Here is a 12,954-nt window from a genome sequence, read left to right as displayed (position 1 = left end):
ATCATGTCAAAAAAAATTATCTACTCAACAAGACCTTTTCGAAGTGAATTTGTTTCGCAGATTGCAACTATTGCTCCAGACTTGGTTTGGCGAACCTCTATTGAAGAATCAGAAATCTTAGATATTGAGATTATGCTTGGTTGGGACAAGAAACTAGCATCAACGCTTCTTTCTTCTAGTACTCAACTCAAATGGGTGCAATCAATTTCAGCAGGTGTCGATTACCTTCCATTAGAACAGTTTTCTAATAGGAGCATTCTTCTTTCAAACGCAAGTGGACTTCACTCTGACTCAATTAGCCAACATGTTTTAGGTATCATACTAAGTGATTATCGCGGTATTTATTCGTCTATACTAAATCAAGAAAAACAACAATGGAAAGATGATTCACTGAGCTTTCGTTCTCTTGAACACACGAATATGTTGATTATTGGTACTGGGAAAATAGGCCAACGATTGGCAGAATTGGCAACCCCATTTGGCCCTACTGTTATCGGGATCAATACGAGTGGTCATAAAGTAGCACATTTCAATACAACTTATCCGATGAGCCAGTTATCAGACGTACTACCAACGATGGATATTGTTATCAACATTCTCCCACTTACTATGGAAACAACTAACTTGTATAATGCGACATTTTTCTCTTCTATGAAGCCAAGTGCTAGCTTTATAAATGTTGGTAGGGGGAAATCTGTGGTTACGAAGGATATAGTGTATGCTTTAACGCACAAACAATTTCGTTTTGCAGCTCTCGATGTCTTTGAAGAAGAACCACTGCCTCAGTCTAGTTCTTTGTGGTCACTAGAGAATCTATTAATCACGCCTCACCTATCAGGTATGACACCTAATTTTCAAGAAAAATTTATGAAGATCTTCCTTAAGAATCTAAAAAGTTATACTGAAAAGCAGTCACTTTCCGTGAACTCAGTCGACTTAGCTAAAGGTTACTGAAAAAGACTGCATCGATAAATGTGTTCGCTTATCGATGCAGTCTTTTTTCTCAGTTTATCACACAACTCAACTCTTCATATCTTTTTCTGTTTCCTTAACAATATAAATCGGTCTTTTTTTTGTTTCTAAAAATATCTTGCCGATGTATTTGCCAATAATCCCCAAACACAGTAGCTGCAAGCCACCCACAAACAGAACGACAGAAACTAATGACGGCCATCCGCTTGTCGGATCTCCATATAACAAGGCCCGAACAATAATAAAAATAAGTGCAAATCCTGAGGCCACACAGGAGAACGCTCCAACAAATGAAGCAATATTTAATGGTGTATCAGAAAAATTAATAATGCCATCTATCGAGTAATTAAATAGACTCCAAAAAGACCATGATGTATTCCCTGCCACACGCTCCCTGTTTTCATACTCAAGGTATTCGGTTTTAAAACCAACCCAGCTAAAAATTCCTTTTGAAAAGCGATTATACTCAGATAATTCTAATACAGCATCGACCATCTGACGAGACATGACACGAAAATCACGTGCTCCTTCAACCATCTCAGTATCGCCAATTTTATTAATCAGTTTGTAGAAAAGTTTAGCAAAAAAACTTCTTATTGGTGGCTCACCATCTCTATTGACCCGTCTTGTCCCTATGCAATCAGTTTCAGTTGTCCGAACCTTTTCTACCATAAGTGGTAATAAATCTGGTGGATCTTGTAGATCAACGTCCATGACCGTTACTAGATCCCCTTTTGCTGCTTGTAAACCAGCGTAGAGCCCAGCCTCTTTTCCAAAATTTCTCGAAAAGGAAATATAACGGACTTGTTTTGGGTCTTCTTTAGCCAATTCCCGTAAGATAGCTAAGGTCTTATCGGTTGAACCATCATTCACAAAGATGTACTCAAAAGCCTCGTTAACTGTTTGATGTACACGTTCCATTTCTTTATAGAAAAGAAGAATCGATTCCTCTTCGTTATAACAAGGCACTACTATTGATAACATCTACTTCACTCCAATCATCACATAAAATTATAGCATAAACAACTGACTATAGAAAAAAGAAATCCAAAAAAGAACTTGTCTAGTTTGGATCTCTATTTTAAGAGAACTTTTCATAAATGATGACTATTGTTTTTCGTCTTCTTGATTTTTAGTAAACACATATTTTGGTTCATCAAGCTGGTCATCAAAGTCAACTAACAAATCATAGCCTTTAAAAAACCAATCATCTGTTTCTTCAATGAAATAGGTCACGCCAGCCACTTCCTCTTTTAATAAAGGCTGGACAGGCTGTTCTGCAGACATCCCAATAGAAAACCCTTCATGAACATCAGTTTTTCCATAAACCTTACCATAAAATCGGATCCCCATTCCAGGCGCTAAAGAGATTTCTTCTTTAAACCAAGCTTGTGCTTTAGGTGTCACTTCTAATTTCATCATCTTTCTTCCCTTCTACATGTTCATTTTTTCATCAAGAACATCGACGTCATCTGTTTCACCGATAACTAATAAATTATCGTTTTCACGGACAAACTCATTGGCGTCCGGCGATACAACCACTTTGCCATCTGAACGTCTTATCGCTACTACAGTTAAACCAAAACGCTGCCGGAAGTTTAATTCCAATAATGACTTGTTAAAGAACTTCGGATTTGCGACTCGAATTTCTACCAGCGAAAAGTCATCTGACAACTCTAGATAGTCCAAAATATTCTTAGACACTAAATTATGGGCAATTCGAACACCCATATCACGTTCTGGATGGACAACTCGATCTGCGCCAATTTTCTCTAATACACGCGCATGATAGGAATTCTGCGCTTTTGCAACAACATCTGAAACACCCATTTCTTTAACCATCAAGGTCACCAAGATGCTTGCCTGAATATCCTCACCAATTGCTATAATGACATGATCAAAATTACGAATCCCTAAAGAACGTAAAGTCATCTCATCCTGGGCATTCGCAACCACAGCATGTGTAGCAATATTCATATATTCATTCACTCGATCTTCGTTATTATCAATAGCTAGTACCTCTTGGCCAGCCTCAATCAATGTACGACAGATACTCCCACCAAATCGGCCTAGGCCTACAATTGCAAAATTCTGTTTCATCACGCGTCTCCTATTCTCATGTTCAAAATATAGTATAACAAAGGGAAGAAAAAATGACTACAAAAGAGATTTCTAACTCAACAGGTCACTACTTCAAAAACAGAACCAATCAGTAATTCCCTCTGTTTCTAACTACAAAATTCATCTGACCACTTCATTATAAAGTATAGAAGTGATTATAAAAAGAGATGACACTCTTATTCTACTAAGCGTATCATCTTTTTCATATTTACTTCACTAATCCATGCTTAAAGGCATAAATCGCCGCCTGTGTGCGATCCTCCACCTCAAGTTTTGATAAAATGTTAGAAACATGCGTCTTAACTGTTTTCAAGGTAATAAACAGTTCATCAGCAATCTCTTGATTACTCTTTCCTTGAGAAATTAACATCAAGATTTCATTTTCACGATTGGTTAACTCATCATGTAGAATGGGTTCATTTCTACGACTCATTTTTTCCATCATTTTAGTTGTCACTTCTGGCTCTAAAACACGTTCACCTCTTTGTGTCGCGCGAATCGCATCGGCAATTTCGTGTGCCGTAGAAGTTTTTAGCATATAACCTGCTGCACCAGCCTCAATCGCCGGATAAACCTTCTCATCATCAATAAAACTGGTCACAATAATAATCTTAGCTTCTGGCCAATCCGATAAAATCGCTTTTGTCGATTCTATTCCATCCATTTCATCCATCACTAAATCCATCAGAATTACATCCGGTCGAAGAGCCAAGGCTTTTTCATAACCAATCCGGCCATTTTCAGCCTCTCCAACAACCTCAATATCTTCTTGTATCGAAAGATAAGAAGAAACCCCTAACCTGACCATTTCGTGGTCATCAACTAACAATACCTTAATCATCACTTTTTACCTCCTTAAACAGGGGAATCTTTATTTCAACGCTAGTCCCTTTCCCTTTGAAACTAATAATCTTGACTGTGCCACCCATTCCGGTGACACGTTCACGGATATTGGTTAATCCGTAACTTCCTGTTTTACTTTGGCCCATATCAAAACCAACCCCATCGTCAACAGCTCGCAGTAGAACGCTCTGATCAACTTGATGTAAGTAAACCTCTAACTCATCTGCCTTCGCATGACGAAGTGTGTTAGAAAGCAGCTCTTGAACAATTCTGAATAGATGATCCTCTATTGAACTATTTAATGTAATATCTTCTACATCCCACTTGAGCTTTATTTGAATTTTACTCTTTAATTCCATCAAAAGCTGTTCAATTCCTTGCTTCAAGCTTTTTCCTTCTAAGCTAATTGGACGCAGATGCAACAGTAATGCTCGCATCTCAGATTGTGATGCATTAATAATGTCAGCCACCATTGCCAACTGTTTTTTATATGCTTCTAAGGCCTCTAGTTTTTGTGCCTGCTCATTAAGGGCGGACATTAACATCATTGCTGCAAATAACTGCTGAGAAACAGAATCATGCAGTTCTCGTGCAAGCCGATGTCGTTCTAATTCCAGAATCTCTTCCTTTGTTTCGCCATCCATCATTTGTGGTCGACTATTTAAAATTTGAAGTTCTTTTGACATCTCCATCATTTTTTCTTTAATCTTTAAAATGTCTTTATCAACTTCCTGAATATATAAATCATTACTTGGATAGGAAACTGGCTGTTCTAACTTTTTACTTTCGTAATCATTGTTCGCCAATAATCTTAACTTTTCTTCAATCTTTCCATATTGCGCTTTTTGAATTACCGTTATCAAAAAAAAGGTAATAAAACTGATGCCCAAAGAAATGACAAAAATATGAAAAAGAATCGGAACCTGAAAAATCCGCACTTCAAAAAGCTTTGACCACCAATTTTTCGTATTGCTCGCAAAAAAATACGTAAATAACGTAAAAATAATAACAAAAAAAGTGCTCAGAAATGAGTAGGCGACAAGCATCGGGCGAGAAATTTTCCCCATCATATGCGTATCACCTCAACATCTCCTAATAACGTATTCGTAATAATTTTCAAACGCCGAGGATTCTCATCATAGTCATTACTATACATTTTAACTTGTTCATTCTTTAGCATCTGCTCTTCGCCTTCAAATAAAACATTTCCCAAAAGAGCTGAGTGATCTAAGGAAACCGCAATTCCCAGTGGTACAAGAATTCTTGTGCGACCAATCCCTTTTCGGATGATGATGACACTGTCCTCTTTAGGTAACAAGGTATTCCCTAAATCAACAATAGTATCTCCTGAAACTAAATCTAAATTGATATCATCCCACTCATACGCTTGATTTCCGATACGTTCATTACCAAACCAGTGATGTTTTTTTCGCTCGCCACTATGAGATTCTGCATCTTTAGTATTGACCATAATCATTTGTTTTTTACGCCAAAATGTATTCTTGGTTAAATCGATACCGGACAGTTCGACGCCTTTTAAACCAATAAAAACAACGGCTAAAACTAACATCATCCACATAGCCGAGCTACTTAATAAACCGATAAAAACAATGACTCCACCAAGTACTAGCTGGAAGTTATTAAAATGTGTCCGTCTTTTCTTTTTTCTGATTACTAAAGCTATATTAAAAATCCCAAAAAAGAGTAAGATAAGAAGCGGTGGGTTACTCATAATTTGCCATAAAGCTAGTAGAAATAGTAGAGCCTCACCTACTAAGAATAAGCGCCATGGGTTATTCATCGTTCCTCCTCCTCACGTAGTTATTTGATTGTACACTTTATATTAACGGGTAATTGCTAAAATTACTATAGGACTTTAGCCCGACAAAATAATTTATAGAAATTCAAGATTGAAACGAATACTCCCGCAATTTTTTGGACTCAAATTTAGAGACCAGGACATCAGTCAGCTTGACTAATATCCCAGTCTCATCTATCTTGTCTCTGTTATTAAGCAATTTAGGTAAATTACTAAGTAGGTTAGCCTTGTTCGACCTTCGTAATTTTTACAAGCATGTCCCCACCCGGTGTCGTTATCGTTACTTCATCGCCAATTTTATTGCCGATTAGTGCTTGAGCAATTGGTGAATCATTGGAAATTTTACCAGAAAACGGATCTGCTTCGGCACTTCCGACAATCGTGTATTTTTCTTCTTCCTCATCTGGAAGTTCAACGAAAGTCACTGTTTTGCCGATAGATACTTCATCAGAAGCAACGCCGTTATTACTAATGATTTGAGCAAAACGAATCATATTTTCCAATGTAGTAATTCGTCCTTCAACAAAGGCTTGTTCGTCTTTAGCAGACTCGTATTCTGAGTTTTCAGAAAGGTCGCCAAAGCTACGCGCAATTTTAATTCGTTCAATTATTTCACCACGTTTGACCGTTTTTAATTCTTCTAATTCTTGTTCCAACTTCTCTTTTCCTTCAAGTGTCATCGGAAATACTTTTTCTACCATGTTATTGTCTCCTTTTATATGTTCCAAAATAATCGCAAAAGGTAATCTTTTACGGAATTGTCCAAAAAAGATTACCATGCTTTCTTCAAAATGTAAATGCTTTATTTTATTTTTCTTTTATTTGTTGACATATTCTTCAACTAATTTCAGATGTTCTTCATAGGTTTTTGCAAAATAGACCTTTCCAGTCTTCAAATCAGCTACAAAATAATAATAGTCGTTTTCAGTTGGATTCAGAACTGCTTGAACTGCTTCTTCACTCGGACTATCAAACGGTCCAGGTCCGTATCCAGTATTCAAATAAAGATTGTATGGAGAATCGACTGCTGTGTCATCATAGGTCACTAATTCTTTGTGCTCACCTAAAGCATAAAGAATGGAGATATCCGATTGTAAAGGCATGTCTGTTGCTACACGGTTAGCAAAAACCTGAGCAATATTTTTTCTATCGCCTTCTTTAACCCCTTCTTTTTCAACCAAAGAAGCAATCGTTAAGACTTCATGTAATGTCATTTTCTTCTGTTGAATTTGATCTAGATAAGGAATTAAAACGGCATTACTTTTATCGACCATTTGAGTGACAATGTCCTCTAATGAATTGCCATTATAATAGTCATAGGTTGCAGGATATAAATACCCTTCTAAACGATAACGAACACCTTCAGCTTTTGAGGCACCCTCAAGTAATTGCGGGTACTTCTCTTTTAACTTTTTAAAGAAGTCCTGATTTTTCATCAAATCCAAGAATTCTTTTTCACTGTAGCTCGTTACTTTAGCAACTTTTTTAGCAATCTGCTCAATATCATAACCCTCTGGAATGGTTAAGCGATTATCAGCAATCTCAACAGGTGTCGCGGAACCCCCATCTTCAAGCTGCTTACCGATCTCATCAAGCGTCATATTCGGTGCCATTTGATAAAATCCCGCTTGAAAACCAGTGAAGTTTTTAAACTTCGTATAATAGTTAAAAACTAACCCACTTTTAATAATTTTGCCTTTTTCTAAGATTTCACCAATTTCCTTATTCGAAGACCCACTCGGAATCTCCACTTGGACAAGCTGTTCATTTGAAGCATCTAGTGGTTGTAAACTGCTCGAGAGATATCGATAGACCGAAAAGCCAAGAATCCCTCCAATAAACAATAAAGCTACGACAATAATCAGAACGATTTTTCCAACAATTTTATCTTCCTTTTTCCGTTGCTGGCGTCGACCATTCTTTGTATCTGGTGCGTAGGTGTCGACTTCTTCCTCTATAGGGGTAGCTTCCTCTTCTATAGTCTTTTGGTTATTTCGTTCACTTCTTGAACCAACAGATTCCTCTGTCTGTGTTTGCACAGGCTCGGTTGTATTATCCTGACCAACTATTCTGTCAGAGAATCTTGTGAATTGATGATTCTCTTGATTTTCATTATTCTCCGGTTCTCTAGGTGGCTGCTCATAAGAGCCATGTAGAGAATTTAAAATTTTATCTTTAAATGATTCTTCTTCTGGATGTTGTTTTCGCTCATCAGTCAAAACAACTCCTCCTTACCTTCATGTTTATAACTTTAACTATTATACATGAAACTTCGAGAAAGGGGAACAAGATTCGAAAATACTCGTTAAATAGGCTTAATTTTTTTTGACTCGAGTTTTCTAATTATACTATTGAAAACCACAGTACCATTTGTTGCACTTAAAATAAATAAAGGAATAAAACAATAAATATATCGTGCATTGCACTCCCATATCAATTGAAATATGATCAATCCAAATATTGAAATATTCATGAAATCGATAGTCGTATTTCTTTTTTTATATAATAATGAACCAATCAAAACAAAACACCATATAATAAATATTCCAATCTGAAAATAAACGTGAAAGCCGTAATTATATTGACCTTCTTTGTCATAAAATTGTAATAGGTATCCCTGTTTTATACTCTCGCGAGAACCATAATAATCAGTCATCATCGTTCCGTCAGCCCATGTTCTAGTCATCTTATTAACAAATAAGAACTTTAATAGACCTAATGAATCAAATGAATCTATTCTCTTTTTTATTGTAGCAATTTGTAGCTCTTTCTTTTCTTCATAACTCTTTGCAGTTAGGCTCAACTCGAAATCATCTTGACTATATCGACCATCATTTTGCACATTTAATCCCATCATTACCCAGTGTGTCAACGGGAACTCATTCTCGTCTTTTGATTCTTTAGTGGTTGGTATGAATTGATTAAAAATTATCGTCGTTACGACTAATGTTATACCCACTGACACTAGCAATACCAGAGATTTTTGTATTTTCTTACGCCAATTTATATTTGATAAAAGCAATTCGATAATTATAGCCATCGCCAAGATGATTACAAAAGCTTTTAGTCTATAACCAATTCCTATAGCCATCCCCATAATTATAAGCAGCACAATATTGTTCCTCTTATTTGAAGATTTTCTTGTTTCAACATTTAGATACATTACTAAAGAAACAAAAAACAGGCCTAATGTATCAGTATAAAAAATTTCAGAATATAATAAGATTGGCGTAAATAAATACGTAATTCCGACACTCATTACTGCAACTTTTCTGTTCCAGACTCTTCTTGAACTTAAATAGATAAATAAGATGCTAATACTAATTAATAAGCTATTCCCTGCGATGATTACTTTATACATTGAAAAAATACTTGCACTGGGTGCAAACATAAAAATGAGCTTATACGCAGCTACAGATATGAGCAACATCATATTGTTATTTGGGTATCTAGCAAAATAAGATATATCCAGGTAGTTACCTGTCTTTGCAATTTCAAATGCATTTCTTTGAACAGTTCCAAAGTCCCATAAGAATCCAACTTGGCTCTCTAGACCTATGTACATGGTAACCGCCAGTGTTCCTATAAAAAACAATGAAATAAAAAGTATTTCTTTTTTTAACCCATAATTTGTCTTAAGCTTGTTCATATCACTTTTGGATATTAGAAAGAATAGACTCGCTAATACTATTATTGAGGCTAAAATAGCAACTGGGTATTGTATATAATTTATTCTAAAAGTTAAGCTTAAAATCCATAAAAATGTAATACTAAATACTAGATAGAATAGAAAATAAGCAACTGCTTTTATATTAAAGTGTTTTTTAACCATATTCTCCCCTTCTACTCTTTTGATCTAAATTCCATAAATAATATTTCGTTGATAAGCATTGATTGTATCGCTTGAGTTTGTTCTCCAAAGAAATAGACTTTACTTTCTTTTTCAGTCGGATAATTAATACTCTTTTGTTCCTTGATGCGATTAGAGCCATCTAGATAATCAGGTTGAATCACATAAAATACACCCTTATTTCCTTTATCCTCTATGGACTCGATTTTTTGATCTATATCTACATCTATACTAAACGGCAACTTTACCTTTTTTTCATATTCATTTTTCTCGTGGGTACTCAAAATAGGTGAAACAGAAACTGCAGAAAAACCGCCTAATTTTGCGTGATAATAAGCCGCAGTCCCCCCTTTGCCTTCGCCTAGACAAACTACGTTATTAGCATCTATTTTAAATTCCTCAATTACCTCAGAAATAATTTTTTGTATATTTTCTTCAAAATCAGGAAAGTTACTTGTATTCATATAATAACTTCCATAAGTTTGATTATTATCCAAGATTCGTACCACATACGTATTCTCTATAAGAGAGTTTTGTATATTGGTATAGTAAGGTTCAAATATGCGATTTGCGATCCTACCACTGGCAAACGATTTCTCAACTGGATATGAAGAAAAAATGACTACTAGATTAGCAGGTAGCATGTCATTTAATTGTTCATTAATAGGCTTATTTATAGTATAAAATGTGTCTTTAATAACATATAAATCTTTACGTTCCCATATTTCTTTTAATTCTTTTCTTTTAATAAAGTAAGAAACCCCTTTATAGTGAAGATAAAACATATAATCTAAATTTATTAACTTCAGATAGGTCTGTTTAGCTTTCACATCGTTTTCGGATAGTTGAATTATGTTCAGGTTGCTTTGAACATTTACACCAATTTTCTTTTCTGTAGGTTCATCTATTATTTCGTTTAATTCATAGATTTTGGCACGATTAAAGACTTTATCAATTAATCTATTCTTCTTATTTTTAACAATAGTTGCCATTCTTATTACTCCCAACTAATTTTATTAGATAATATATCAACAATCTCATCTGTTGATTCGCTACAATCGTCATTCATCAACTCTTGAATAATCAGCTCTGATGAAAACTCGCCAAATGGCCGGATAATTTCATCTGCCAACTGCTTTTCGGAGTACTTCTCTCCACTTATTCCTGTTAGGTTTTCTAAATCAAAATACCAACCTATCTTCTCAGCATATAATTCAGCATCTTCTTGTAAAACAATAATTTTTCTATTTAGGTGGGCATAATCAAACATTGCAGAAGAATAATCCGTAACTAGAATCTCACTAATCAAATATAACTCTTGTATATCTACTAGCTCATTATAAAAACAATGGATACGAGCATCTAAATTTGCATAGGCTTTCCTGAGATTCGATTCATTAGGGTGAAGTTTGACAATTAACTCATAATTTTTTGGTAACAGGTTTACTAGTCTAATCAAGTCAATCTTAGAGACTGCTTCACGTGTATCTTTTCTCCATGTTGGACAATATAGAATGTATCTTTTGTTTAGCAAAGGTTTACTGAAATATTTGAAATGGATTTTACTGATTTCCGTCACATCGTTTTTAAAACGGATTAGATACTCATTTCTTGGTGCACCTAACTGCAATACTTCAAGATGATTATTTTTCGATAAAGAAAACGCACTAGTAATGTACTCAGTATTTCTTTCCGATGAACTCAACAGATAATCCCATTTTAACATTCTTGGTATAAAAGCTTCTGTTTCCTCAGAACGTTGTTTTTCATTTTCTAAATCTGAAACCATCTTTTTCAAAGGAAAACCGTGCCAAGTTTGGAGAATAATCTGATTCACATTTTTCCCTGTCTTATCAAGAGTATTTCCATTAACAATTGCACACCTGCTTTGTTGGAATCTTTCGACATATAAAGCACTACCTGTTCGAACAGGTATAAAACCAAAATCATATATTTCCATATCTACAAGCTGATTCGCCGAGCTGACAAAAATATTCAATTTAGGATATGCTTTTTTCAGTGCTAAAGCCAAATATTTAGGGTCCCCAGAAAAATTTCTCCCATGAAAAGACTCCACAAATACGAAATTATCACGAAGAGGTCTAGAACTCCCCACATCGGTGTCATTCTTTCTTTTGTAATATTTTCTAATTTGATTCTGGAATTTCGGACTCAGAATGATTCGTCTTATCCCTCTAATTCTCTTCAACCTTGAGTAAATTTTAACACTTAGACTAGGTTTTGAATTCCCATGTTTTCTATAAATCTCGTTTAATATTTTCTCTTCAATCACAGGCTCCCTATAATCAACGTGGAAATTTGATGAAATTATTTTATTTATATAGTTTTCGCCATAGTCATCGATTCTTGTGAACATTTTAGCTCTTGAGACATCTCTTAAGTATGCCTCATTTGTTCTTGGCTTTTCCACATATTCAATAATCCCTTGACCATCACTTTCAATATCCTTGGTTAACCAACCAATCGTTTCAAACTCATTGTAAATTTCTTTTAGAACCCCGTCATCACCGCCATACATGATTACACGTTTACCTGCAGCAAAGGCCTCCATGATTGAATAACCAAATGTCTCGTATCTTCCTGTGGATAAGTATATATAATCTTTGGGTTGCTCAGAGTTTATATAAACATTACTAGTGAGTTTATAACTATTGATTAAGTTTTTGTATAAAACTTCACCTGGTCCGACACCATTAATATAAAGTTTAAAATCATTACGACCTAATGTATTCACTGAATAATTCATTAGTCGTATGGCATAACTAATATCTTTAGTCACCTCATCAAATCGTGAGTAGATAAAAAAGTTCTTGCTCCCTTGTGTTTCCTCGGAGATACTCGATTGATAATTAATATGATGAATACTGACCGGAAATGAGATAATACGGTCAGTATGAATTAATTTTTTTAATCTATCTAAAATACTTGGTGTACTCACTCTAAATAAATCAATCGAATCCTCATAAAAATGCTTGTCAAATTTGTCTTGATCTAATGGTGCATGAATTTCACCTACTATTTTACTTTCTGGAAACTTTGATTTGATTAATCTAGATAATAGGAATAGCGATTCTCTAGTTAATATATAGATATCATTTTGATTCAATCTAGTAATTTCACTAATATGAGCAAATGATATTTCTGAACTAAGATTTTCCTTAGCCAATAACTCTTTAACATCTTTTTTTGTAAATTCGGTTGTATTAAATACCGTAACCACACTATTTATTGCTAAGACTTCTTTCACTAGATTAATATTACTTCTACTTGTTCCGCCAACACCGAATATGTTATATCCAACGATTGCGATCTTCATTATTTTTCACAC

Annotated in this window: 12 protein-coding genes; 1 reads left to right on the top strand and 11 read right to left on the bottom strand. The window is 34.9% G+C overall.

Translation table 11 applies throughout. The features are described from left to right. Positions 1–3: 3 nt before the first annotated feature. Positions 4–954 carry a phosphoglycerate dehydrogenase gene (locus IGI37_RS05920; RefSeq protein WP_438760519.1) on the top strand — a complete coding sequence of 317 codons (951 nt, stop codon included), beginning with the start codon at positions 4–6 and terminating at the stop codon, positions 952–954. Positions 955–1,020: 66 nt separating this feature from the next. Here IGI37_RS05920 and IGI37_RS05915 read toward each other — a convergent pair whose 3' ends face one another. The 11 genes from IGI37_RS05915 to IGI37_RS05865 form a co-directional block, all read right to left on the bottom strand. Then, positions 1,021–1,956 (bottom strand): glycosyltransferase family 2 protein, encoded by a 936-nt coding sequence (locus IGI37_RS05915; RefSeq protein ID WP_438760518.1) that lies wholly within the window; start codon positions 1,954–1,956, stop codon positions 1,021–1,023. A gap of 123 nt (positions 1,957–2,079) precedes the next feature. Continuing rightward, positions 2,080–2,391 (bottom strand): HesB/YadR/YfhF family protein, encoded by a 312-nt coding sequence (locus IGI37_RS05910; protein ID WP_438763595.1) that lies wholly within the window; start codon positions 2,389–2,391, stop codon positions 2,080–2,082. A gap of 15 nt (positions 2,392–2,406) precedes the next feature. Next, positions 2,407–3,072 carry a potassium channel family protein gene (locus IGI37_RS05905; protein WP_438760517.1) on the bottom strand — a complete coding sequence of 222 codons (666 nt, stop codon included), beginning with the start codon at positions 3,070–3,072 and terminating at the stop codon, positions 2,407–2,409. Between the two features lie 229 nt (positions 3,073–3,301). After that, complete coding sequence (locus IGI37_RS05900) at positions 3,302–3,934, bottom strand: response regulator (protein ID WP_438760516.1); 633 nt, start codon at positions 3,932–3,934, stop codon at positions 3,302–3,304. Next, positions 3,927–5,006 (bottom strand): sensor histidine kinase, encoded by a 1,080-nt coding sequence (locus IGI37_RS05895; RefSeq protein ID WP_438760515.1) that lies wholly within the window; start codon positions 5,004–5,006, stop codon positions 3,927–3,929. Before IGI37_RS05895 ends, IGI37_RS05900 begins: the two co-directional genes overlap by 8 nt. After that, positions 5,003–5,737: a cell wall-active antibiotics response protein LiaF gene (gene liaF, locus IGI37_RS05890; protein WP_438760514.1), complete on the bottom strand. Its 735-nt coding sequence runs from the start codon at positions 5,735–5,737 to the stop codon at positions 5,003–5,005. The genes IGI37_RS05895 and liaF overlap by 4 nt, the downstream gene beginning before the upstream one ends. Positions 5,738–5,976: 239 nt before the next feature. Next, positions 5,977–6,456, bottom strand: a complete 480-nt coding sequence (gene greA, locus IGI37_RS05885; protein ID WP_438760513.1) for a transcription elongation factor GreA — start codon at positions 6,454–6,456, stop codon at positions 5,977–5,979. Positions 6,457–6,573: 117 nt separating this feature from the next. Continuing rightward, a complete protein-coding gene (gene mltG, locus IGI37_RS05880) occupies positions 6,574–7,974 on the bottom strand; it encodes an endolytic transglycosylase MltG (RefSeq protein WP_438760512.1) in 1,401 nt (466 codons plus the stop codon). An 86-nt stretch (positions 7,975–8,060) separates the two neighbouring features. Then, positions 8,061–9,587: a glycosyltransferase family 39 protein gene (locus tag IGI37_RS05875; protein WP_438760511.1), complete on the bottom strand. Its 1,527-nt coding sequence runs from the start codon at positions 9,585–9,587 to the stop codon at positions 8,061–8,063. An 11-nt stretch (positions 9,588–9,598) separates the two neighbouring features. Continuing rightward, positions 9,599–10,597: an XcbB/CpsF family capsular polysaccharide biosynthesis protein gene (locus tag IGI37_RS05870; protein ID WP_438760510.1), complete on the bottom strand. Its 999-nt coding sequence runs from the start codon at positions 10,595–10,597 to the stop codon at positions 9,599–9,601. Positions 10,598–10,602: 5 nt separating this feature from the next. Beyond that, positions 10,603–12,942, bottom strand: coding sequence for a CDP-glycerol glycerophosphotransferase family protein (locus IGI37_RS05865; protein ID WP_438760509.1), 2,340 nt, complete (start codon positions 12,940–12,942; stop codon positions 10,603–10,605). Between the last annotated feature and the right edge of the window lie 12 nt (positions 12,943–12,954).

This window comes from Enterococcus sp. AZ194, assembly GCF_051713825.1.
Classification (GTDB): Bacteria; Bacillota; Bacilli; order Lactobacillales; family Enterococcaceae; genus Enterococcus_K.
This window is presented reverse-complemented; position numbering and strand designations above follow the sequence as displayed.